This is a genomic window from Variovorax sp. P5_A3, assembly GCF_056400665.1.
This window is the reverse complement of the sequence record NZ_JBFUKW010000002.1, coordinates 243545-266872: the sequence shown is the minus strand read 5'-3', so window position 1 is coordinate 266872 and position 23328 is coordinate 243545. Positions and strand designations below refer to the sequence as shown.

At 66.6% G+C, this 23328-nt stretch carries 16 protein-coding genes and 1 pseudogene; 14 read left to right on the top strand and 3 right to left on the bottom strand.

What is annotated here, in order from left to right; translation table 11 throughout:
* The first annotated feature begins 31 nt into the window (after positions 1-31).
* The 10 genes and pseudogenes from glgB (at position 32) to AC1D3B_RS03340 (ending at position 18034) form a co-directional block, all read left to right on the top strand.
* Positions 32-1993, top strand: coding sequence for a 1,4-alpha-glucan branching protein GlgB (gene glgB / locus AC1D3B_RS03385; protein WP_478189243.1), 1962 nt, complete (start codon positions 32-34; stop codon positions 1991-1993).
* The gene (locus AC1D3B_RS03380; RefSeq protein WP_478189242.1) at positions 1986-4037 is read left to right on the top strand and encodes an alpha-1,4-glucan--maltose-1-phosphate maltosyltransferase; all 2052 of its coding nucleotides are present in this window, start codon (positions 1986-1988) and stop codon (positions 4035-4037) included. Before glgB ends, AC1D3B_RS03380 begins: the two co-directional genes overlap by 8 nt.
* A gap of 12 nt (positions 4038-4049) precedes the next feature.
* Positions 4050-5663: pseudogene (gene treS, locus AC1D3B_RS03375) on the top strand (maltose alpha-D-glucosyltransferase); the annotation flags it as partial.
* Complete coding sequence (locus AC1D3B_RS03370) at positions 5637-7376, top strand: putative maltokinase (RefSeq protein ID WP_478189628.1); 1740 nt, start codon at positions 5637-5639, stop codon at positions 7374-7376. The pseudogene treS and the gene AC1D3B_RS03370, both read left to right, overlap by 27 nt.
* Positions 7377-7410: 34 nt before the next feature.
* Complete coding sequence (locus tag AC1D3B_RS03365; RefSeq protein WP_478189241.1) at positions 7411-8211, top strand: mechanosensitive ion channel family protein; 801 nt, start codon at positions 7411-7413, stop codon at positions 8209-8211.
* Positions 8208-10340, top strand: a complete 2133-nt coding sequence (glgX, locus tag AC1D3B_RS03360) for a glycogen debranching protein GlgX (protein WP_478189240.1) — start codon at positions 8208-8210, stop codon at positions 10338-10340. Before AC1D3B_RS03365 ends, glgX begins: the two co-directional genes overlap by 4 nt.
* On the top strand, positions 10337-12196 hold the full coding sequence (gene treZ / locus AC1D3B_RS03355; RefSeq protein WP_478189239.1) for a malto-oligosyltrehalose trehalohydrolase: 1860 nt from the start codon (positions 10337-10339) through the stop codon (positions 12194-12196). The genes glgX and treZ overlap by 4 nt, the downstream gene beginning before the upstream one ends.
* Complete coding sequence (treY, locus tag AC1D3B_RS03350; protein WP_478189238.1) at positions 12189-17120, top strand: malto-oligosyltrehalose synthase; 4932 nt, start codon at positions 12189-12191, stop codon at positions 17118-17120. The genes treZ and treY overlap by 8 nt, the downstream gene beginning before the upstream one ends.
* A 114-nt stretch (positions 17121-17234) precedes the next feature.
* Complete coding sequence (locus tag AC1D3B_RS03345; protein ID WP_478189237.1) at positions 17235-17504, top strand: hypothetical protein; 270 nt, start codon at positions 17235-17237, stop codon at positions 17502-17504.
* A gap of 80 nt (positions 17505-17584) precedes the next feature.
* The gene (locus AC1D3B_RS03340; protein ID WP_478189236.1) at positions 17585-18034 is read left to right on the top strand and encodes a hypothetical protein; all 450 of its coding nucleotides are present in this window, start codon (positions 17585-17587) and stop codon (positions 18032-18034) included.
* 223 nt (positions 18035-18257) lie between these two features.
* Here the strand turns inward: AC1D3B_RS03340 and AC1D3B_RS03335 are convergent, their stop codons facing one another.
* Both AC1D3B_RS03335 and AC1D3B_RS03330 read right to left on the bottom strand, forming a co-directional pair.
* On the bottom strand, positions 18258-18824 hold the full coding sequence (locus AC1D3B_RS03335; protein ID WP_478189235.1) for a nucleoside 2-deoxyribosyltransferase: 567 nt from the start codon (positions 18822-18824) through the stop codon (positions 18258-18260).
* A gap of 41 nt (positions 18825-18865) precedes the next feature.
* Positions 18866-19153 carry a hypothetical protein gene (locus tag AC1D3B_RS03330; RefSeq protein ID WP_478189234.1) on the bottom strand — a complete coding sequence of 96 codons (288 nt, stop codon included), beginning with the start codon at positions 19151-19153 and terminating at the stop codon, positions 18866-18868.
* 349 nt (positions 19154-19502) lie between these two features.
* Here AC1D3B_RS03330 and AC1D3B_RS03325 point away from each other — a divergent pair, with 349 nt between their 5' ends.
* The 3 genes from AC1D3B_RS03325 (at position 19503) to AC1D3B_RS03315 (ending at position 21591) form a co-directional block, all read left to right on the top strand.
* Positions 19503-19667 (top strand): hypothetical protein, encoded by a 165-nt coding sequence (locus tag AC1D3B_RS03325; RefSeq protein WP_478189233.1) that lies wholly within the window; start codon positions 19503-19505, stop codon positions 19665-19667.
* Between the two features lie 77 nt (positions 19668-19744).
* Complete coding sequence (locus tag AC1D3B_RS03320) at positions 19745-20821, top strand: HAD family hydrolase (RefSeq protein WP_478189232.1); 1077 nt, start codon at positions 19745-19747, stop codon at positions 20819-20821.
* 110 nt (positions 20822-20931) lie between these two features.
* Positions 20932-21591, top strand: a complete 660-nt coding sequence (locus AC1D3B_RS03315; protein WP_478189231.1) for an FHA domain-containing protein — start codon at positions 20932-20934, stop codon at positions 21589-21591.
* 13 nt (positions 21592-21604) lie between these two features.
* Here the strand turns inward: AC1D3B_RS03315 and AC1D3B_RS03310 are convergent, their stop codons facing one another.
* Positions 21605-22441 carry an isocitrate lyase/PEP mutase family protein gene (locus AC1D3B_RS03310; RefSeq protein ID WP_478189230.1) on the bottom strand — a complete coding sequence of 279 codons (837 nt, stop codon included), beginning with the start codon at positions 22439-22441 and terminating at the stop codon, positions 21605-21607.
* Between the two features lie 247 nt (positions 22442-22688).
* Between AC1D3B_RS03310 and AC1D3B_RS03305 the strand changes: the two genes are divergently transcribed.
* Complete coding sequence (locus AC1D3B_RS03305) at positions 22689-23249, top strand: thioredoxin family protein (RefSeq protein ID WP_478189229.1); 561 nt, start codon at positions 22689-22691, stop codon at positions 23247-23249.
* The last annotated feature ends 79 nt before the right edge of the window (positions 23250-23328 follow it).

Here is a 23328-nt window from a genome sequence, read left to right as displayed (position 1 = left end):
ATGCGGGCGAGCGTGAGCCCCTGTCCGACACATGGTCGCGCGCTTGGCGCCTGCGCCAGGAGAAGTCGCCGGGCTAGAAAGGTGGCTCCCTCCAAGGACAGCCGCCGTGAGTACCGTCTTCTCATTCGACGACACCGATGCCTATCTCTTTCGCGAGGGAACGCATTCACGCTTGTATGAAAGCCTGGGGGGCAGGCTCGCGCCCAACGACGAGGGGGCTTCGTTCGCGGTGTGGGCACCCAACGCGCGCTCCGTCTCGGTGATCGGCGAGTGGAACGGCTGGGACGGCCATGCCGACGCCCTCTCGCCCCGCTTCGACGCCACCGGCGTGTGGGAAGGCCGCAGCCAGCGCGCCCGGCATGGCAATGCCTACAAGTTCAGGATCGTTTCCCAGTCGGGGCAGGTGCTGGAGAAAGCCGATCCGCTGGCCTTCTATTCCGAGACGCCGCCAGCCACCGCCTCGCGGCTCTGGTCGCTCGACTACCCATGGGGTGACGACGCGTGGATGCAGACCCGGGCGTCACGAAACAGTCTTGAAGCGCCGATCTCCATCTACGAGGTGCACCCAGGCTCATGGCGCCGCGAGAACGGCCAGCCGCTGGACTACCGCGCGCTCGCCCATGCGCTGGCGGACTACGCGGTGTCCGTCGGCTTCACCCACGTCGAGCTCATGCCGGTCACCGAGCACCCGTTCTATGGCTCATGGGGCTACCAGACCACCGGCTACTACGCGCCGACCGCGCGCTACGGCACGCCGCAGGACTTCATGTACTTCGTCGATCACCTGCACCAGCGGGGCATCGGCGTACTGCTCGACTGGGTGCCATCGCATTTCCCGAACGATGCCCACGGGCTCGCGTCCTTCGACGGGACGCAGCTCTACGAGCATGCCGATCCGCGCCAGGGCTTTCACCCGGAATGGAACTCGGCCATCTTCAACTACGGCCGTGACGAGGTCCGCAGCTTCCTGATCTCCTCGGGCCTCTTCTGGCTCGACCGCTATCACATCGACGGCCTGCGCGTGGACGCGGTGGCGTCGATGCTCTACCTCGACTACGCGCGCCACGGCGGCGAGTGGATCCCCAACCGGCACGGCGGCCGCGAGAACCTCGAGGCCGTCGCCTTCCTCCAGGAGCTGAACCGCGCTGTCTATCGCGAGCACCCCGACACCTTCACGGTCGCCGAGGAATCCACCGCCTGGCCACAGGTTTCGCGGCCGACGGACATGGGGGGCCTCGGCTTCGGCATGAAATGGAACATGGGCTGGATGCACGACACCCTCGCCTACATGCACGAAGACCCGGTGCACCGGCGCTACCACCATCACCGGCTGACCTTCTCCATGGTCTACGCCTTCACCGAGAACTTCGTGCTGCCGCTCTCGCATGACGAGGTGGTGTACGGCAAGGGCTCGCTGATCAACAAGATGCCCGGGGACGCGTGGCAGCAGTTCGCCAACCTGCGCTCGCTGCTGACCTACATGTGGGCGCATCCCGGGAAGAAGCTCCTCTTCATGGGCGGCGAATTCGCCCAACGAAGCGAATGGACGCACGAAGGCCAACTCGACTGGGCCGCACTGGAGTCGCACGAGCATCGGGGCATACAGCATCTCGTCGGCGAACTCAATCGCATCTATCGCGGCGAGCCCGCCCTGCACGAGCTCGACTTCTCCTCCGACGGCTTCCTGTGGCTCGAACCCAATGACCACAAGCAAAGCGTGCTGGCCTTTGTCAGGCGCTCCCGTTCGGGCGACGCCGTGCTCGTCGTCAGCAACATGACGCCAGTACCTCGACAGAACTATTGCGTCGGCGTGCCACACGGCGGAACATGGCACGAATTGCTCAACAGCGATGCCTCCGCATTCGGCGGCTCGGGCTGGGGCAACCTCGGCGCCGTGCAGGCGGCGCCGATGCGATCGCACGGACAGCGCCAGTCGGTCTGCCTCACGCTGCCGCCGCTGTCGACCTTGTTCCTGAAAGCGGGTGATGCTTAGCCGACTCTTCGCCAGAACCGAAGCCGCCTCGCCCGAAGCCACCCCGGCGCCGGATGGCCGCAGCCGCGCCGTCGTCGATGCGGTGCTGCCGGTCGTCGACGGCGGCCGCTTCGCCGTCAAGCGCGTGGCCGGCGAAGCGATCTGCATCACGGCGCACGTCTTCACCGACGGCCACGACGTCCCTCGCGTCCTGCTGCATTGGTGGAAAGACGGCAGCGAGCGCCGGCACGAGCAACCGATGAAGCTCCGCTACAACGACGAATGGCACGCCGAGTTCACGCCGCCCGTGCCTGGACGCTACGTCTACACGGTGTCCGCCTGGGTCGACGGCTTCGAATCGTGGCGGCATGAACTGATCCGGCGCGTCGACGCGGACGACATCCGCCTCGCTGCCCGCACCGGCGCGCTGGAGATCAAGGCCGCAGCCGAGCGGGCGGGCGGAACGGACCGGGATGCACTTTCCGGCTGGGCACGCTCCCTCGAGGAAGGCGCGGCCGATACCAGCATGGAAGCGACCGACCTCAAGGCCCTGGCGCTCGACGAAGGCTATGCCGAGACCGCGGCCCGCTATCCGGACCGGCGGCTCGAATCCCGCTTCGCCGCCGAATTGCCGCTCGTGGCCGACCGGGAACGCGCGCGCTTCAGCACCTGGTACGAGCTGTTCCCGCGCTCGGCCTCCGACACGCCCGGCATGCACGGCACCTTCCGCGACGTCGAGAAGCGTCTCCCGCTGGTTGCCGCAATGGGCTTCGACGTGCTGTACTTTCCGCCGATCCATCCGATCGGCCGCATGCAACGCAAGGGCCGCAACAACGCGCTCGTAACGGAGCCCGGCGACGTCGGCAGTCCCTGGGCCATCGGCGCAGCCGAGGGCGGGCACAAGGACATCCTGCCGGAACTCGGAACGCCGGAGGACTTCCGGCACCTGATCTCGCAGGCCGCGCAACTGGGCATCGACATCGCCATGGACATCGCGTTCCAGTGCGCGCCGGACCATCCCTACGTGAAGGCGCATCCCAAGTGGTTCCGCTGGCGCCCGGACAACAGCGTGCAGTACGCGGAGAACCCGCCAAAGAAGTACCAGGACATCTACCCCTTCAATTTCGAGAGCGAGGACTGGCAAGGGCTCTGGGCCGAACTCAAGTCGGTGCTCGACCACTGGATCGGCGAAGGGATCACCGTGTTCCGCGTCGACAACCCGCACACCAAGTCCTTTGCGTTCTGGGAGTGGGCGATCACCGAGATCAAGCGGGCGCATCCGGAGGTGATCTTCCTGGCGGAAGCCTTCACGCGGCCCAAGGTAATGCACCGGCTGGCCAAGCTCGGTTACTCGCAGTCGTACACCTACTTCACCTGGCGCAACACCAAGGAAGAGCTGACGGAATACTTCACCGAACTCACGCAGGGGGCCGGCAAGGAGTACTTCCGCCCGAACGTGTGGCCCAACACGCCCGACATCCTGCACGCCGCGCTGCAGACGGGTGAAGAGCCTGTCTTCAAGTCGCGCCTCGTGCTCGCCGCCACGCTCGCGGCGAGCTACGGCATATACGGGCCAGCCTTCGACCTGATGGAGTACAAGCCGCGCGGGCCGTCGAGCGAGGAATACCTCGACTCCGAGAAGTACCAGCTCCGCCACTGGGACTGGAGCGCCGAGCAAGGCCTGCGCCCCTTCATCGCACGCATCAATCACATTCGCCGCGCCAACGAGGCCCTGCAGTCCGACCACACGCTCAAGTTCCTGCCCATCGACAACGAGCAGCTCATCGCCTACATGAAGACTTCGCCGGACGGCAACCACGCGGTGGTGACCGTGGTGAATCTCGACCCCCACCACACGCAGATCGGATGGCTCCACCTCGACCCTTCCGAAATCGGCGTGCCGGCGGATCGCCCCTTCCAGATGCACGACCTCCTGAGCGACCAGCGCTTCATGTGGCGCGGCACCCATCACTACATCGAGCTCGATCCGCACCGCCTGCCCGCCCACGTCATGGCCGTGCGTCGGCGCGTCCGTGACGAACGCGATTTCGACTACTACGTCTAGGGTCCGTGATTCATGAACGCTCCCCTGCCCGCACTCGCCCTCGAAACCACCGAGATCGATACTTCGCAGGACCCCACGTGGTATCGCGATGCGGTCATCTACCAGGTCAACGTCAAGGCCTTCCTGGATTCGAACGACGACGGCGTGGGGGACTTCAAGGGCCTGGCGACCAAGCTGGACTACGTGAAGGACCTCGGTGTCAACACGATCTGGCTGATGCCCTTCTATCCGTCGCCGCTGCGCGATGACGGCTACGACATCGCCGAATACGAAGACGTCCACAAGCAGTACGGCTCGCTCGACGACTTCCGCGAGATGCTCCAGGAGGCGCACCGCCGCGAGCTGCGCGTGATCATCGAGCTGGTCATCAACCACACGTCGAGCGAGCACCCGTGGTTCCAGGCCGCGCGCGCGGCGCCGCCCGGTTCGCCCGAGCGCGACTTCTACGTATGGAGCGACACCGACACGCTCTATGCGGGCACGCGCATCATCTTCACCGACACCGAGAAGTCCAACTGGAGCTGGGACCCGGTCGCCAAGGCCTACTACTGGCACCGCTTCTTCAGCCACCAGCCCGATCTCAACTTCGACAACCCGCAGGTGCTCGAAGCGGTGTTCCGCACCATGCGCTTCTGGCTCGACATGGGCGTCGACGGCTTCCGGCTCGATGCCATCCCCTACCTGATCGAGCGAGACGGCACCACCAACGAGAACCTGCCCGAGACGCACGAGGTCATCAAGAAGCTGCGCGCTGCGATCGACGCCAACTACAAGAACCGCTTCCTGCTCGCCGAAGCCAACATGTGGCCCGAGGACGTGCGCGGCTATTTCGGCGAAGGCGACGAATGCCACATGGCCTACCACTTCCCGCTGATGCCGCGCATGTACATGGCGATCGCGCAGGAGGACCGCGACCCGATCGTCGAGATCATGCAGCAGACGCCCGACATCCCCGACAACTGCCAATGGGCGATCTTCCTGCGCAACCACGACGAGTTGACGCTCGAGATGGTGACCAATCGCGAACGCGACTACATGTACACCACCTATGCCGCCGACATGCAGGCGCGCATCAACCTCGGCATCCGCCGCCGGCTCGCGCCGCTGATGGACAACGACAAGGACCGCATCAAGCTCATGAACAGCATGCTGCTGTCGATGCCCGGCTCGCCGATCATCTACTACGGCGACGAGATCGGCATGGGCGACAACGTCTTCGTCGGCGACCGCAACGGCGTGCGCACGCCGATGCAATGGAGCCCCGACCGCAACGCGGGCTTCTCGCGCGCCGATCCGCAGCGCCTGTACCTGCAGCCGATCATGGACGCCATGTACGGCTACGAAGCCGTCAACGTCGAGGCCCAGTTGCGCGACAAGAGCTCGCTGCTGCACTGGACGCGACGCATGCTCGCAGTGCGCAAGACCAGCCGTGCCTTCGGGCGCGGGCGCCGTACCTTTCTCAAGCCGGGCAATCGCAAGATCCTCGCCTACCTGAGCCAGCATGACGACGACGTGATCCTCTCGGTGTTCAACCTCTCGCGCGCCGCGCAACCGGTGGAACTCGACCTGTCTGCGTTCAAGGGCCGGGTGCCCGTCGAGATGCTCGGGCGGACCTCGTTTCCGCCGATCGGCGAGCTTCCCTACCTGCTCACCCTGCCTTCGCACGGCTTCTACTGGTTCCGGCTGGCCGACGAAGCGCCGATGCCGAGCTGGCACCAGGAAGGCGTCGCGCTGCTCGACCGGCCGGTGCTGGTGCTCTTCGACGGCTGGACCAGCATGTTCAGGGACCGCGTCGTGCCCTGGCGCATGGGCTTCGCCGACCGCCTGAGCAAGCAGTTCGAGACCGACACGCTGCCGCCGCACATCGAGGCCCAGCGCTGGTACGCGACCAAGGGTTCGCGCATCGACCGTGCGCAACTCGGCGACAACGCGGTCTGGCAGATCGACGGCTACAGCTGGATGCTGCCGCTGCTGTCGCTCAAAGGGCCGCCCGAGCCGGCGACCTACTTCATGCCGCTCGCGCTCGCCTGGGAAGACACCGACGAAGAGCGCATGAAGGCGCTGCAGCCCGCAGCCATCGCCAAGGTCCGTCAGCAGGCGCATGTGGGCGTCATGGCCGATGCCTTCTTCGACGCGCCCTTCTGCCGGGCCTTGGTGCGCGCGATCGTCCGCGAGATGCGGCTGCCCACGGCCCGCGGCCAGCTCCACTTCCGGCCCACGGCGCTCGGGCGCGAGTTCCCGATCGAGGTCATCGACGACCTGCCCGTGGGTGCGCCGAGTCCGGTCAGCAGCAACACGGTCGTCACGCTCGGCGAGACGCTCTTCCTCAAGGGCTACCGGAATGTGCGCCCCGGCGTCAATCCGGAACTCGAGATGGGTCGCTTCCTCACCGAGGACGCCGGCTTCGTGCACGGCGTGCCGATTGCCGGCGCGCTCGAATACCTCGGCACGGACGGCACGGTCATGACGCTGGCCCTGCTGCAGGCCTATGTGCCGAACCAGGGCGACGGCTGGGAATACACGCTCGGCTACCTGGAGCGCGTTCTCGGCGAACTGCGCGACACCGACGGCCGCCTGCCGCCCGACCCGCACGGCGCCTTCCTCGCGCTGGTCCGCATCCTCGGCGCGCGCACCGCCGAACTGCACAACGCGCTCGGGCTGCGCACGGGCAACGCCGCCTTCGACCCCGAGCCGATGACGGACGCCGACCTGCGCCATGTCCGAGAGACCGTGCGCGCCGAGGCCGCGGCGACCCTGCGGCAACTCGGCGACGCCGACCTCTCCGCGTTGCCCACCAGCGCGCGCGAGGATGCCGTCCGCCTGCATGGCATGGCCGAAGCCATCAACCGCTTCGTGGACGGCATGGCGCTCGAAGCCAAGGCCGCATGGCGCACGCGCTTCCATGGCGACTACCACCTCGGCCAGGTGCTGCTGACCCGCAACGATTTCGTGATCATCGATTTCGAAGGCGAACCGGCCCGCCCGATCGAGGAGCGCCGCACCAAACAGTCGCCGCTGCGCGACGTCGCCGGCATGCTGCGCTCATTCAACTACGCACGTTGGAGCGCCCTGCGCCGCGCCGCACAGAATGCGGACGAACTGGTGCGCCTCGACACCGCCGCACAGGCCTGGGAGCACGCGACGCGCGAGGCCTTCCTGGCCGGCTACAGCCAGGCCCTGGCGTCGGCCGGTGGCCCCATCGACATGCAATTGCTGGAACTCTTCGAACTGGAGAAGGCGTTCTACGAATTGCGCTACGAACTGAACAACCGCATCGACTGGGCGCCGGTCCCGCTCACGGGCATCCTCGCCCTGCTCGACCGGACCGCCGTTCGCTGAAGGCCACGCACAAAGCCATCCCGGGGGAATGTCCATGGAAAGCTTCTCTATCCATCTCGAGCCCTTGCGCGCCTTCCTGTTCCAGGTCGGCGCGTACCTGCCACGGCTGCTGTTCGCGGCGCTGGTCCTCTTCGTGGGATGGCTGCTGGCCAAGGCGGTACGCTTCACGGTGATCCGCGGCCTGCGCGCGATCAACTTCCACGTGCTCACCGAGCGCTCGGGCATCGACAACTTCCTGCGCCAGGGCGGCATGGTGTCGGATTCGACCGTCGTCTTCGGTGCACTGGCGTACTGGCTGGTGGTCCTGATCTCGCTCGTCATCGCGTTCAACGGCCTGGGCCTGAGCTACGTGACGGACCTGCTCGGCCGGGTGATGTGGTTCGTGCCCAATGTCTTCGTCGCGCTGATGGTGCTGGTCTTCGGCGCCTACTTCGCGAAGTTCGTCGGCGACGCGGTGAACACCTACGGGCGCAATGCCGGCGTGCAGGACGCGGTGCTGCTCGGCAAGCTGGCGCAGTACGCGATCCTGCTTTTCGTGGTGCTGATCGCGCTCGACCAGATCAAGATCGGTGGCGACATCGTGCGGCAGAGCTTCCTGATCATCCTTGCGGGCATCGTCTTCGCTCTGGCGCTGGCCTTCGGGCTCGCGGGCAAGGACTGGGCCGCCCGGCGCATCGAGGAGTGGTGGCCCGGCGACCGGACGCGGCAGCGCCCGGGGCCGCGCGATACGGCGGTGGCGCCCAATCCGGGCCTGCGTGACCAGCCGCCGCCCGTCGCGCGCCCGAACGTGGCCGCGTGGCCGCCGCGCACCGACCGCGATCGGCCCCATCCGTGAGCAAACACAGCGCGGTCCGACTGGACGCTGTCTGGCCCGGTCGGGCGTACCCGCTCGGCGCGACCTGGGACGGCCAGGGCGTGAACTTCGCGATCTTCTCCAAGCATGCGGAAAAGGCCGAGCTGTGCCTCTTCGACGACAAGGGCCGGCACGAGCGCCAACGCATCACACTGAACGAACGCACCAACGACGTCTGGCACTGCTACCTGCCCGAGGCGCGACCGGGCATGGCGTATGGCTACCGCATCCACGGGCGCTACAAGCCCGAGGAAGGGCATCGCTTCAATCCGCACAAGCTCCTGCTCGACCCCTATGCCAAGGACCTGATCGGCGAGTTGCGATGGAGCGACGCGCTCTACGGGTATTCGGTGGGCAGCAAGCGCCAGGACCTCTCCTTCGATCGCCGCGACAGCGCGGCCTTCATGCCCAAGGGCCGCGTACTCGAAACCGCCTTCACCTGGGGCGAGGACCGCCGGCCCGAAGTGCCGTGGCAGGACATGGTGATCTACGAGATGCACGTGCGAGGCTTCACGATGCGGCACCCCGGCATCCCGGAACACCTGCGCGGGACCTACGCCGCGCTCGGCTGCGCGCCCGTCATCGACTATCTGCAACGCCTTGGCGTGACCACGCTCGAACTGCTGCCGGTGCACGCCTTCCTGAACGACCGCCATCTCGCCGACAAGGGACTGCAGAACTACTGGGGCTACAACACGCTGGGCTACTTCGCGCCCGAGGTGCGCTACAGCGCCTCGGGCAAGGTGAAGGAGTTCAAGACCATGGTCAAGACCCTGCACTCCGCCGGCATCGAGGTGATCCTCGACGTGGTCTACAACCATACCTGCGAAGGCAACCACCTCGGGCCGACGCTCTCCATGCGTGGCGTGGACAACGCCTCCTACTACATCGCCAACGCCGCGCAGCCGCGCTACTACGACGACTTCACGGGTTGCGGCAACACCGTCAACCTGGAACAGCCGCGCGCACTCCAGCTCGTGATGGATTCGCTGCGCTACTGGGCCGAGGAGATGCACGTCGACGGCTTCCGCTTCGACCTGGCCTCCGCCCTCGCGCGCGAGGCCGGCAAGGTCGAGAACCTCGGCGGCTTCTTCGACGCAATCCGCCAGGACCCGACGCTCAACCGCGTCAAGCTCATCGCCGAGCCCTGGGATCTCGGCCACGGCGGCTACCAGGTCGGCAACTTCCCGCCCGGCTGGGCCGAGTGGAACGACCGCTATCGCGACGGCATCCGGGGCTGGTGGAAAGGCGACGCGGGCGTGGCCGGCGACGTCGCGCACCGGCTCTCGGGCTCGCAGGATCTCTACGGCTGGTCCGGCAAGGGGCCGCACGCGAGCATCAACTTCGTGACCGCGCACGACGGCTTCACGCTCCACGATCTTGTCTCCTACAACGAGAAGCACAACGAGGCCAACGGCGAGGACAACCGCGACGGCAACGACAACAACCGCTCATGGAACTGCGGCGCCGAGGGGCCGACGGACGATCCGGAAATCAACGCACTGCGCGAGCGCCAGAAGCGCAACTTCCTCGCGACGCTGCTGCTGTCGCAAGGCGTGCCGATGCTGCTGTCCGGTGACGAACGGGGCCACACGCAGCGAGGCAACAACAACGTCTACTGCCAGGACAACGAACTGACATGGCTCGACTGGACGCCATCGCCCGAGGCCGATTCGCTGCAGGACTTCGTCGCGCTGCTGATCCGCACGCGGCGGCTTCACCCCTCGTTCCGGCGCCGCAGCTTCTTCCGCGGGCAGCCCGCGGGCGATGGCGAGACCAAGGACGTGCTGTGGCTGCGGCCGGACGGCAACGAGATGACGCCGCCGGACTGGGGCGAACACGTGCGCTGCCTCGGCATGATGTTCTCAGGCACCGGCATCGTCGATGTGGGGACGCGCGGCGAGGCGCAGCAGGACGACGATTTCCTGCTGCTGCTCAACGCCTATCACGAGCCGCTGCCCTTCACGCTGCCTTCGCGGCCCGACGATCGCTGGACCCGGCAGATCGACACGGCGCGCGAAGGCTCGCCGTCGCTGCCGCTCACCGAGACGACCTATCAACTGCAGTGCCGGTCGCTCGCGCTGTTGCGCCGCATCCTGGTCACGCCATGAAGCACATGCATTCGATGCCCTTCGGCGCGGAGGCGCTCGAAGGCGGCGGCGTCCGCTTCCGGATCTGGGCGCCCGATGTTCAGCAAGTCTGCCTCGAATGGCTGCAGGGCGATGCGTGGCAGTCGTTCGTGATGCGGCGCGACGACGAAGGCTGGCACGAGCACGTGCTTCGCGAAGCGACCGCCGGACAGCGCTACCGCTACCGGATGCCCGACGGCCTGCGGGTTCCGGACCCGGCATCCCGCTGCAACCCCGACGACGTTCACGGTCCGAGCGAAGTGATCGATCCGCGCGCCTATCAATGGACCGACGCGCACTGGAGCGGCCGCCCCTGGAAGGAAGCCGTCATCTACGAGATGCATGTGGGCGCCTTCACGCCCGAGGGCACCTTCGCCGCGGCGGCGCGCAGACTGCCCGACCTCGCCGCGCTCGGGATCACGGTCATCGAGATGATGCCGCTCGCCGACTTTCCCGGCCAGCGCAACTGGGGCTACGACGGCGTGCTCCCCTTCGCGCCCGACGCCAGCTATGGCACTCCGGCGGAACTCAAGGCCTTCATCGATGCTGCACACGGTCTGGATCTCATGGTGCTGATCGACGTGGTCTACAACCACTTCGGTCCGGAGGGCAACTACCTGCACGCGTACTGCCCGCAGTTCTTCAACCCGGCGCACCAGACCCCGTGGGGCGCGGCGATCGACTTCGACGGACCGCATTCGCGCACCGTGCGGGACTTCTTCGTGCACAACGCGCTCTACTGGGTCGAGGAATACCGCTTCGACGGCCTGCGCATGGATGCGATCCACGCGATCCGCGATACCTCCGTGCCGCCGATCGTCGAGGAGATCTGCGCGGCCCTGCACCAGGGACCGGGCCGGTATCGAGAGGTCCATGTCGTGCTGGAGAACGACCTGAACGAAGCCCACCGGCTGGAGCGTGACGAGGAAGGATCCCCCCTCGCCGGCACCGCGCAATGGAACGACGACCTGCACCATGCCGCGCACGTGCTGCTGACAGGCGAGTCCGACGGCTACTACGCGGACTATGCGCAACGGCCGCTGGAGCAGTTCGGGCTGGCGCTGGCGCAAGGCTTCATCTACACCGGCCAGCCGTCCGCCTTTCGTGGCGGCGAGCCACGAGGAGAGCCTTGCGATCACCTTCCGCTCCCGGCCTTCGTTTCCTTCCTGCAGTCCCACGACCAGATCGGCAACCGCGCCCTCGGCGAACGCATCGATGCGCTGTCGGATGCGGCACGCCTGATGGCGGCGCGCGCCTGCGTGCTGCTGTCACCGCACACGCCGATGCTCTTCATGGGCGAGGAATACGCCGCCTCCACGCCCTTCCAGTACTTCTGCGACTTCGGACCCGAGTTGGCCGCGGCCGTCACGGCCGGACGCCGCGAGGAGTTTGGCGGGTTCGCGGCTTTTGCCGGCGACAAGACGGCGCTTGAGATCCCCGACCCGAACAGCGAGTCGACCTTCGCGACATCGAAGCTCGATGCATCCGAGCAAGCCCAGCCCGCGCATGCCGAAGTCCTGCAGCAGGTCCGCGCCTTGCTGCGGCTGCGGCATGCCGAACTCGTGCCCCGCTTCGGCAACAACACCCGCATTCACCAATGGTCGTGCGAAGGCGATGCGCTGCGCATGGTCTGGCAGTTCGACGATGCACGCGATGGCGCAGCGCCGGCCTTCCTGCACGTCGTGGCCAACTTCGGCACTACCGAGGCCGCAGTGGCATGGCCTCCCGGTCGGGTGATCCACACGATGGGTGTGCGGCAAGGCAAGGCCGGTGAGAGCTCGCTTGCGCTGCCACCGGGTGGTCTGTGCGCCGCCATCGAGGAGCCGCCGGATGCATGAGGTCGGGCACGCCGATTCGCACGCCCTTCGCAGCTTGTGCGCGCGATACGGCATCGCCACGGAGTTCGTCGACGCATTCGGCCAGCGGCACACCGTGACGCCCGACGCGCTCGCCGCGCTCCTCTTCGACGCGGGCTTCGTGACGCGAGACATGGATTTCGAAGCGGCCGAAGCGGATGCCGAGCGCGCCACGTGGCGGCACGCTCTTCCGCCGGTGCACGTGGTCGCGGCAGGTTCCGAATCGTTCGCCATCGAGATGCGCCTGCCTGCGCAGGTCGCGCATTTCAAGTGGCGCATGGTGGACGAAAGCGGCGCGTTCCACGAGGGCATCGTGGAGACGGCGCGGCTCCACGTCATGCAACGCGCGCAGATCGACGGCGAAGACCACGTGCTGCACAGCCTGTCGATCGCATTGGCGCTGCCCGAGGGCTATCACCGCCTGAGCATCGTCGGCTTGGCCGGCGAGACCCTGGTCGTCTGCGCGCCGGACCGATGCCACCAGCCGTCAGCCCTCGAAGGCGGCGCGCGCGCCTGGGGATTCACGCTCCAGCTCCACGGCCTTCGCTCGGCGCGCAACTGGGGCTTTGGCGATTTCACCGACCTGGCCGACTTCGTCGCGCGTGCTGCGCGCCAGGGTGCCGATGTCGTCGGACTCAATCCGCTGCACGCGCTCTTTCCGCACAACCCGGCCCATGCGAGTCCGTACAGCCCGTCGTCGCGCGCACAGCTCAACGTGCTCTACATCGACGTCGAGGCGGTTGGGGACTTTGCGGACTGCGCGGCCGCACGTGAGCGCGTGCGCTCGACGGAATTCCAGTCGAGACTCGACGCGCTGCGGTCCGAGACGCTTGTCGACCACGCCGGCGTGGCAGCCGCCAAGCACGAAGTGCTGGAGCTTCTGTACCGCCGGTTCCGCAAGCGGGACGAAGGCGATCCCGAGGTCCGCGCCTTTGCGCAGTTTCGCGAGCGCGGCGGCGAGGCGCTGACGCAGCACGCCCTTTTCGAAGCGCTGCAATCGCATTTCCATGCGGCGGATTCCGGTGTCTGGGGATGGCCTGTGTGGCCGGAAGCATTCCGCGATCCGGCCTCGCCCGCCACGAAGCAGTTCGCAAGCGAGCATGCCGATCGCGTCGGCTACTTCGAATACCTGCAATGGCAGGCGGCTCGTCAGCTCGAAGCGGTCGGCGCGCGATGCGCCACGCTCGGCATGGGCCTCGGCCTCTACCTGGACCTGGCCGTGTCGGTCGACCGGGCGGGCTCCGACGCCTGGCGCCACCGCAGCAGCTTCGCGCTGGATGCGCGCGTGGGCGCCCCGCCGGACGCCTTCAACCTCGAAGGCCAGGACTGGGGCCTGCCGCCGCTTCGCCCGGACCGGTTGCGCGAATCGCACTACCGCGCCTTCATCGAGTCGCTGCGCGCCAACATGCGCGGCGCGGGTGCCATCCGCATCGACCACGTGATGATGCTGATGCGCCTGTTCTGGATTCCCGCCCAGGGCACGCCGCGCAACGGCGCTTACGTGCTCTACCCGGTCGACGAGCTGTTCGCGATCCTCGCACTCGAAAGCCAGCGCCACCGCTGCCTGGTGATCGGGGAAGACCTTGGCACCGTGCCCGACACCATGCGCGAGACGCTGCGCCGCGTCGGAGTGTTGTCGTACCGGCTGCTGTACTTCGAGCGGCATCACGACGGAAGCTTTCGTGCGCCGCACGACTACCCGCGCGATGCCGTGGCCGCGGTCAGCACCCACGACCTGCCAACGCTCGCCGGATGGTGGACCGGCCGCGACCTGCAGGTCCGCCTGGATCTCGGACTCATCGCGAACGCCGGGAGCTTCGAGCACCAGCGTCGCGAGCGCGAGGACGAACGACGCCGGTTGGTCGGAGCGATGAAGGCACAGGATCCCGAACTGGAACTCGATCCGGCGAAGCCTTCACTCGACGCACCGGACGCGGCGGCGATCCACGGCTTCCTGGCCGGCGCGCCTTCGAAAGTGATGATGGTCCAGCTGGAGGACGCGCTCGGCGAGATCGAACAGCCCAACCTGCCGGGCACCACGTTCCAGCATCCCAACTGGCGGCGCAAGTACACGCAGCCGGTGGAAACGCTGTGGAACAACGAAACGATGCGACAGGTGTGCGCCGCGCTCGCGCGCGCCCGGCCACACGAAGGCGAGCGTGCGGAAGTGCGCAGGCGCCAGCTCTCGCGCGTGCCTCGCGCCACCTACAGGTTGCAGCTTCACAGGGGCTTCGGCTTCGACGACGCCGCGCGCATCGTCCCGTATCTCGCGATGCTGGGCATCAGCCACGTCTACTGCTCACCCATCCACCGCGCTCGCCCCGGCAGCATGCATGGCTACGACGTCGTCTCGCACGACGAGGTCAATCCCGAGTTGGGCGGGATGCCGGCCTTCGAGCGCTTCACGCTGGCACTGCAGCGCCACGGCATGAGCCAGCTCATCGACCTGGTGCCGAACCACATGGGCGTGCTCGGCACGGACAACCGGTGGTGGATGGACGTTCTCGCCAACGGCATGGCCTCGCGCCATGCGACCTACTTCGACATTCACTGGCAGTCCCTGACGCCGGGCCTGTCCGGCAAGGTGCTGCTCCCGGTGCTTGGCGACCACTATGGCGCGGTGCTCGAGCGGGGCGAACTGCAGGTGCGATGGGAGGCCGGTGCCGGCACGTTCGATGTCTGCTATTTCGATCATCGCTTTCCCCTGGCGCCGGAGACCTGCGCCGATCTTCTCGCCCGCGCGGCGGCTTCCGGCGACGACGCGATCGCGCAAGTCGTCGAAGCGCTGGGTACGCCTGCTCGCCGCGACGATTTGCACGCACTGCTGGAGGCCCAGGCCTATCGCCTCGCCTACTGGCGCACGGCGGCCGACGAGATCAACTACCGCCGCTTCTTCGACGTCAACGAGCTCGCCGCGCTGCGTACCGAACGCCGGGACGTGTTCGAAGCCACGCACGCGCTGGCCCTGGACCTGGCCGCGCGCGGCTGGGTCGACGGCCTGCGCATCGACCACCCCGATGGCCTGCAGGACCCGGCGCAGTATTTCGATCGTCTCCAGGACGGTTTTTGTGCACGCGCGGGCGCCCACGGGCGTTCGGTCGATGCGCAGGGCCGCCCGGAGCGCCCGCTGTACGTGGTGGCGGAAAAGATCGCAGCGCCCCACGAGGATGTGCCGGTTTCCTGGGCAGTTCACGGGACCACGGGCTATCGCTTCGCCAATGTGGCCAACGCCGTGCTCGTCGAACATCGCTCGGCCGCCCGTCTCGGCAGGATCTGGCGCAACTTCACCGGCTTGACCGACAGCTTCGACGAAGTGGTCTACCGCGCGAAGCGCGAAGTCGCACGCGGCACCCTGGCCTCGGACCTCGAAGTGCTTGCCAACGCCTTGCTCGGCATCGCCAAGCACCATCGCACCACGCGCGACCACACGCTCAACACGCTGCGTGAGGTGATCGCGACCGTCGCGGCCTGCTTCACCGTCTATCGCACGTACAACGCCGAGAAAGCAACGCCACAGGACATTCGCTACATCGACGAGGCCATCGCTGCGGCGAGGGATCGGTTGAACCTGCCCGATGCCTCGGTCTTCGAGTTCGTGCGCGAGGCGCTGCTCGGCCTGCCGCCGGACGGCGCGATACCGGGGACGACGCAGGATGCCGTGGCCTTTGCGCGGCGCTTCCAGCAGTTCAGCGCGCCGGTCGCGGCCAAGGGCATGGAGGACACGGCGTTCTACCGCTACTTCCCGTTGAGTTCGCTCAACGAAGTCGGCGGCGAGCCGGATCGCATCGGCATGACCCGCGCCGAGTTCCACGAGGCATCGGGCGACCGGCAGCGCCGCTGGCCCCACACAATGCTGGCAACTTCCACGCATGACAACAAGCGCTCCGAGGACGTCAGGCTGCGCATCGACGTGCTGTCGGAATGCCCCGGGCATTGGCGGCTGGCGCTGCGACGCTGGCGCGCGATGAACGCCCCGCTGCGAGGCGTAGTCACCGCGGCGCATGAGTACCTGCTCTACCAGACCGTGCTTGGAACGCTGGACGCCTCGGACGAGGGTCCGGCGGCGCACGAGATCTACGTGACACGCATCGTCAACTACATGCTGAAGGCCGCGCGCGAAGGCAAGGTTGGAACGAGCTGGATTCTTCCGAACCCTTCCTACGAAGAAGCGCTGGAACACTTCGTGCGCGGTGTTCTTGCGTCGTCGCCCGGGAACAGGGCCTTGACGGAATTGCGTCTGGCCGCGGCTCGCCTCGACCACTATGGAGCGCTCAACGGCATCAGTCTGACGCTGCTCAAGTACGGCTCGCCGGGCGTGCCGGACATCTACCAGGGCTGCGAACTCATCGACCTCAGCCTGGTGGACCCCGACAACCGTCGCGCGGTCGACTACGGCCTTCGCCTGCGGCGACTGCAGGAACTGCAAACCCTCGCCAACCGAGCGGACCTGGACACGACGGTGTCCGGACTGGCGGAAAAGGCCGGCGACGGTCGGGCCAAGCTCTGGGTCATCTGCCGATTGCTGGCGCTGCGCGCACAGGACCCTGAACTGTTCCGGGAAGGCAGCTACGAACCGCTGGAGGTCCGGGGTGCGCGCGAACGCCACCTGGTGGCCTTCATGCGACGCCACCAGGGTCACGCCTTTGTGCTCCTCGTCGTGCGCCTCTTCGCCACGCTCGAAATGGATGGCGCGACGGAAACTCCGTCCGTCGACGGGCAGCCTGCGTCCCCGCTTTCGATCGCGTGGAGCGACACCGAGGTGCTGCTGCCGGCCGAGGCAGACGAATGGCACTTCGAGGACTGCATCACCGGCCTGTCCTGCGTCACCAAGGACCATCGTCTGGTCGTCGCTCCTCTGCTTCACGCGTTTCCAGGTGCCGCGCTGATCGCTCGCGACGCAGAGTGATCGGCAGTTTGGCCGCGTAGGAATCAACCTACGCACACTGTCAAATCCCGCTGCCGGAAAAGTGCTGCCGCAAGCGTATCGCCACTGCTGCGACACACGACGGAGACAAATGAAATGGCAGAGGCAATCTATTGTTTCGACACGGCGACGGTGAGGTTTGCGTTCATCACCGACGACGGCGCACGAGTCGTCGCCCAGATCGGCGAAGACCCGCTGCGTGACCTGTTCGGCGCGACCGGTGGCGGCGAATCCCTCGTAGCGGCTTACGAGCAGAACGCCGACCTCATCGACGAGCGGGCCCGCGAGGTCCACCGCCGCGGAAGCGGACGGCCGGTGGTGCTCGGGACGCACGATTTCGAGTTGGCGGCGCACGAATCGGACTGAGTAACCTGCGGCAACCGGGAAGGCTACTCGCCTTCTCGTGATCGATCGTCCTACGCAACGAGGACGACGATGGCGTTGTGATGCTCGCCATGATGGGTCTGGCATTGCGACGCGTTCTCGATCTTCTTCAGACTGTGGCGTATGCACGCATCCAGTGCGAATGCATGCGCCTGTCGAGTTCGCGAACCTTCGAGGCCGGCCCCCGGCGATTCGACTACCAGCAGCGCATCGACCGCAGCATCCGTGAATTGCACGCCTTTCAAGGCGTACTGACCCCCGACGAGCGGTCGGCCGTTCGCCTCGGGCGCGCACTCTTCCTTCGGCTCCTGCTCGCCAGCGCGCCCCAGCGACTCGATCCCTGGTGCGACTCCGAGTCCTTCGACACTATGCCCCCCTCCCATCTTCTCGAATGGGTCGCGTATGACGACGAGCGCACGGAACTCGCCGAGGTCGAGAGCGCCATGACACCGGAGGAGGCTGTGCTGTACGCCCGCGCGCGCATCCATCTGGCTTCGCAGGATTCGATATGAAGGCACGAGTCGTGCGCGCGGCGCGACCGGCCGGCTGCGACGGTGAAACCTTTTGTGCCACCTGAAACCTGAGGAATCTCGTCGAACGGCCCGCAGATCAAGACGAGCGCGGCACAAGGCCGTAGAGTGTCCCTTGTTGGGTTTCCTGTGCGCCTCTCACGTAGGCAGTCGCAGCCTCTCGCAGGCAAATGCAGCACGATCTGGAAACCCAGGGCCCAGCGACTCAACCCCGCTGGGCCTCTTTGTTCATATCGGCCGCCAGCCATTCGAGCGCCTCACGTGCCGTCGGCGCGATCCGGATCGAGCGGGCCAGCATGAGATTGAGCGGCTGGCCGAGGCCCTCGACCATCGCGCCGGTCTCGACCTCCCGCACCTCGCCCACCGCATCGGCGCTGCACGCGATCGCGGCGGAAACGCGATCGGCATAGCTGCCTTCCGGCACGCCGTAGCCGACCACCGGCTTTCCGAGCGCGACCGCGAATCCCACCTCGAACACCGTGCCCGAATCGGGTTCCTGCCCGCGAAAGCTCACCAGGTTGGCGATGACGCCATCGGCCTGGCGAATCATCTCGACATTGCCTTCGTAGATGGCCTGTGCAAGGTCGTCGGGATCGGCGTGTGTCGCGAGTGACAAGGCGGTGTCCGTGGGCGCAAGCCCCTGCATGCCGAGTTGGGCGCAGTGCGCCTTGAGGGTCCGGAAGATTTCCTCCTGACCGCGAAAGAAGACATCGGGGCCTGCCAGATAGACGCGAGGCCGACCGCTGTGGGAATTGTGTGGCGTCGAACTCATTGCGGGGATCGTACCGCCGCAACCTGCGTTGCCCGCTCGCGCTACGGGGAGGTCGGCCGGGATTGGTTCGAGCCCTGCGAAGACGAGGTCGATGGCGCCACGCTCGCGCCGTGCAGAGCGATGTGCCTCACGTACTTGCGCCAGGCCTCCTGCGCCGCCCTGGCACTGGCCTTCGCCGCATCGACGGCCTGGTCGGGCGATGCCGCGCCATCGTCCCTGAGAAATACCCGGAACGCCTCGTCGGCAGCCCGTTGCGCACGCCTGGCCAAGGCGTCGGCTCTTGTCGCCGCGGCCCTGAGTTGGGCGGCATCCTCGGTGATGGGTTCCATGGGTCCTCCGAGTACGAATTAGGTACTAGTTTTTCGAACAGCCAGTTTAGGGAGTTCACGCCCGTTGCGAAGGTGCCGGAAGCGATATGCGGGAAGGAATACTGCATGCTCATACAGCGTCTGCGCGGGCCTACAACCTCAGCGCTATTGGCCCGCCGCGCGCCGGTTCGACAGAATGGCCCGGATGGAACCGCTCCATTTTTCCGGCCGGCCCGAGCCGGAGCCCACCGGGTTGTTCGGACGGCGACGGATGCGCGTCCCCGTGGATGAACGGCGCAGCGCAAGCTCACGGGGCGCGTCCCTCTCGCCCGAAGCGCCACCGCAACCGTTGAGCCTGGAAGAGATACGGATGGTGGCCAGCAGATGCCGACGCGGCAGCGAGGCGGACGGCCGCAACCTGCGGGTCGCCGATGCGCTGGATGCAGTGGTGGACCATCGCATGGGTGCGCTGGGGCCGAAGCCCCCGAAGAAGACGGTGACCCAGCGGATCTCCGAGTTGATGGGCCTCTACTAACCCGACTCCATGACCAGGAGACCGATGGCGGCCCGTCGCCCACAATGCGTTGATCTCCACTGCGCAGAGGATGACGCATGAGCTCTCCCGAACCGACCAGTCGACGGCATTGGCTCCAGGCGCTCGCGGCCGCAACGGTGCTGCCTGTCCTTCCGGGCCTGACGCACGCCCAATCCCAGAGCGCTTCGGGCAAGCTGCAACCCGCACCCGAGACGCCCCCGCTCGCGTCGTGGAACGACGGGCCTGCCAGGCAGGCCATCCTCGACTTCGTGCGTGTCACGACGGACGCCTCGAACCCGAACTTCGTGCCGCCGCCCGCTCGGATCGCGACCTTCGACCAGGACGGCACGCTGTGGGTCGAGCATCCGATGTACAGCCAGGTGATCTATTGCCTGGATCGCGTGCCGGACGTGGTCAGGGCCAAGCCCGCGCTGGCCCGTGTCGAGCCCTTCAAGACGGTGCTCACCGGCAACATGGAAGCCATTGCCAAGCTTCCGTTGCCGCAACTCGAGAAGATCCTGGCCGCGACACTGACCGGGATGAGCGTCGACGAGTTCAACGCGGAGGCGACGAAGTGGATCGCCAGCGCGAAGGACAAGCGGTGGAACCGGCCCTACACCGATCTCACCTACCTCCCGATGAAGGAGCTGATGCAGTACCTCCGCGCCAACGGCTACAAGACCTACATCGTGACCGGCGGCGGGCAGGACTTCGTGCGAACCTATTCGGAGGCGACCTACGGCGTTCCGCCGGAGCAGGTCGTCGGCTCGGCAGGCGGCACGACCTACGGCTACGCCAAGGACGGCAAGCCCTTCCTGACCAAGCAACCCAAGCTGCTGCTGAACGATGACAACGCCGGCAAGCCGGAGGGCATCCACCTGATGATCGGCCGCCGGCCTGTCGCATCCTTCGGCAACTCGACGGGGGACCGGCAGATGCTGGAGTACACCAAGGCGGGTGATGGTGCACGGCTCTCGATGCTGCTGCTGCACGACGATGCCATCCGGGAGTACGCCTACGGGCCCGCCCAGAGCCTGCCCGCCACCAAGGTGGGCACCTTCCCGCAGGCGCTCTATGACGATGCGAAGAAAAACGGCTGGACCGTCATCAGCATGAAGGATGACTGGAAGCGGATCTTTTCCTTCGACGCCTGAGGGGGCAGCCGCCACCTGTATCAGTTGATCTCATTCCTCTCGTCGCGTGACCAGGGCATGGTTTTTGCAAACCTTAGCACTACCATCGATGTGCAGGGAGGGATCGAATCATGCCGACGCTGATCGTGACGAAGAACGCCAAGGTGCGGCGCATGGTGCGGCTCCGCGAAGGCGAGTTCAGGATCGGGCGCGGCCCGGCCAACCATCTGGTGCTTCCGGCGGGCACGGTCAGCAAGGCCCATGCGATCCTCACCGCAGTGGGGCATTTCGTCACTCTTCACGACCTTCACAGCACCAACGGCACGCTCGTCAACGGCGATGACGTGTCGGTGCGCCCGCTGCTCGACAACGACATCATCCAGATCAGTGATTTCGAGATGCTTTTCATCGAGAGGGACTTGCTGTCGGCCGAGATCCTTCCGGACCCGCCGCCAGAGCCCATCGTGGAAGCAGTCGAAACCGAGCCGGCGCCGCTGGGGCCTCCTGCCGGGTTCGATGCCGGCGGGCACCGGATCGGCGGTTCGCGCGGCGCACGCTGGGTCGGGAACGGCGTGGCCTTCACCCTCCCCGCGCAAGGCCGGGAGCTCGACGCGCTGATCACCGACGATGCGCTGGCGTCCCATTTCGGTGCCTACGTGCACGCCGCGGATGGTGCAAGCCGTGCGGTGAGCGCGTATGAAGAGAACCATGTGGCGATCAACGTGGCCGCCTGGTCACGCTACGACACCACGCACCGCGAGCCGATCGTCGTCAGGTCTTCCGACTTCTGAGTCGCACGACGGGTCATCTAGCGCCCGCCGGGCGGCGAAACAACGCGTTCAACTCGTCGCCCCGTGCCGCTTCGGCGAAACCGTCGAAGCGGCCGTTCTCGGCAATTTGGCGTGCGGCCCGCATGAAACCGCCCCAGGCGGACCGTGCCAGCGCGCCGCCGACGCTGATGCGCCGCACACCCATCGCAGCCACATCCTGCAGTGTGAGTTCGCTGGTCGAGCCGATCAACAGATTGACCGGCTTCGGCGCCACGGCGGCTACGACGGCGGTGATCTGCTCGCGGGTCCGGATGCCTGGCGCATACAGGCAGTCCGCACCAGCTTCGGCGTAGGCCTGGAGCCTCGCGATGGTGTCTGCGAGATCGGTGCGCCCATAGAGGAAGTTCTCGGCGCGCCCGACCAGCAGCGTATGGCCCCCGGCTTCATCGATGGCCGACCGGGCCGCGCGGAGCCTGTCGACGGCCTCGCCCATGTCACGCACAGGGTCGTCCGGGTTGCCCGTGGCGTCTTCGATCGAGAGGCCCGCCACGCCCGTCTCGATCGCCATCCGGACGCTGGCGGCGACACCTTCGGGGTCTGCCGCGTAGCCGCTTTCGAAATCGGCGTTGACGGGGAGATCTGTGGCATCGACCAGGGTACGCAAGTGCGCCAGCACGATGTCACGGGACACGCCGCCGTCCGGGAGTCCCAGCGACCAGGCGTAACCCGAACTGGTGGATGCGAGCGCCTTGAACCCCATCTGCTGCAGCATCAGCGCACTGCCGACGTCCCACGGATTGGGCAGCACGAAGCAGCCTTGGGTGTGGAGTGCGCGGAATGCCGCGCGCTTCTCTTGAACGGTGAGCGTCATCGAAGTCTCCTGCATGGGTAGTTTCGCGTGGCGCCATGATGGCAGATGGCTGCGGCTCCTTTCGACCCGATTCACCCAAGCAGCCCTGCCCTGAGGTACGCGCGCATCGGCTCGAGAACCCAATGCTGCCGGCTTGTGCAACGTAGTGTGTCGAGCGCCTGCGCCCGATACACGACCGTACGACATGTGAACCCACGGGGAGCGCAGCGGCAGAAGATCCGCGCATCGCCAACCGAAGGAACTCACCATGACGATCCGATCCAGCGCACTCCTCCTGGGCGTGGCCCTCGCGGCCTCGTTCGCAGCCCTCACCTTCGCCGCGCCTCCGGCCGGTGGCAACACCCCCGTCGGCGAGCAGCGTGCCGCGCCGGAATTCCAGGGCATTGACACCTGGCTCAACTCCCAGCCCCTCAAGCTGGAGGACTTGCGCGGCAAGGTCGTGCTCGTCGACTTCTGGACCTACACCTGCATCAACTGCCTGAACCACCTTCCGTACGTCAAGGACTGGAACGCGAAGTACAAGGACAAGGGCCTCGTCGTCGTCGGCGTGCACACGCCGGAGTTCGCCTACGAGAAGTCGACGAAGAACGTGCAGGAAGCCATCAAGCGCCTGCAGATCGAGCACGCCGTGGCGCAGGACAACAGCTACGCGACCTGGAAAGCCTTCAACAACCAGTACTGGCCCGCGGTGTACCTGATCGACAAGCAAGGCCGCATCGTGTACTCGCACTTCGGCGAAGGCAGCTACGGCGAGACCGAGAAGAAGATCCAGTCACTGCTGGCGCAACCCGCCGCCGCGGGCGCCTGAAGCCTGCCATGAAGAACCTGTGGTTCGCTCTCCTGTTCTTCGCCGGCGGCTTCGTGCACGAGGTTCGCAACCCGGTGAG

Excerpts from the sequence above, each read along its gene's own strand:
- glgB (WP_478189243.1), top strand. The coding sequence starts at position 32 with ATGGTCGCGCGCTTGGCGCCTGCGCCAGGAGAAGTCGCCGGGCTAGAA.
- AC1D3B_RS03380 (WP_478189242.1), top strand. The coding sequence starts at position 1,986 with ATGCTTAGCCGACTCTTCGCCAGAACCGAAGCCGCCTCGCCCGAAGCC.
- AC1D3B_RS03370 (WP_478189628.1), top strand. The coding sequence starts at position 5,637 with ATGCTCGGGCGGACCTCGTTTCCGCCGATCGGCGAGCTTCCCTACCTG.
- AC1D3B_RS03365 (WP_478189241.1), top strand. The coding sequence starts at position 7,411 with ATGGAAAGCTTCTCTATCCATCTCGAGCCCTTGCGCGCCTTCCTGTTC.
- treZ (WP_478189239.1), top strand. The coding sequence starts at position 10,337 with ATGAAGCACATGCATTCGATGCCCTTCGGCGCGGAGGCGCTCGAAGGC.
- treY (WP_478189238.1), top strand. The coding sequence starts at position 12,189 with ATGCATGAGGTCGGGCACGCCGATTCGCACGCCCTTCGCAGCTTGTGC.
- AC1D3B_RS03345 (WP_478189237.1), top strand. The coding sequence starts at position 17,235 with ATGGCAGAGGCAATCTATTGTTTCGACACGGCGACGGTGAGGTTTGCG.
- AC1D3B_RS03340 (WP_478189236.1), top strand. The coding sequence starts at position 17,585 with ATGCTCGCCATGATGGGTCTGGCATTGCGACGCGTTCTCGATCTTCTT.
- AC1D3B_RS03335 (WP_478189235.1), bottom strand. The coding sequence starts at position 18,824 with ATGAGTTCGACGCCACACAATTCCCACAGCGGTCGGCCTCGCGTCTAT.
- AC1D3B_RS03330 (WP_478189234.1), bottom strand. The coding sequence starts at position 19,153 with ATGGAACCCATCACCGAGGATGCCGCCCAACTCAGGGCCGCGGCGACA.
- AC1D3B_RS03325 (WP_478189233.1), top strand. The coding sequence starts at position 19,503 with ATGGTGGCCAGCAGATGCCGACGCGGCAGCGAGGCGGACGGCCGCAAC.
- AC1D3B_RS03320 (WP_478189232.1), top strand. The coding sequence starts at position 19,745 with ATGAGCTCTCCCGAACCGACCAGTCGACGGCATTGGCTCCAGGCGCTC.
- AC1D3B_RS03315 (WP_478189231.1), top strand. The coding sequence starts at position 20,932 with ATGCCGACGCTGATCGTGACGAAGAACGCCAAGGTGCGGCGCATGGTG.
- AC1D3B_RS03310 (WP_478189230.1), bottom strand. The coding sequence starts at position 22,441 with ATGACGCTCACCGTTCAAGAGAAGCGCGCGGCATTCCGCGCACTCCAC.
- AC1D3B_RS03305 (WP_478189229.1), top strand. The coding sequence starts at position 22,689 with ATGACGATCCGATCCAGCGCACTCCTCCTGGGCGTGGCCCTCGCGGCC.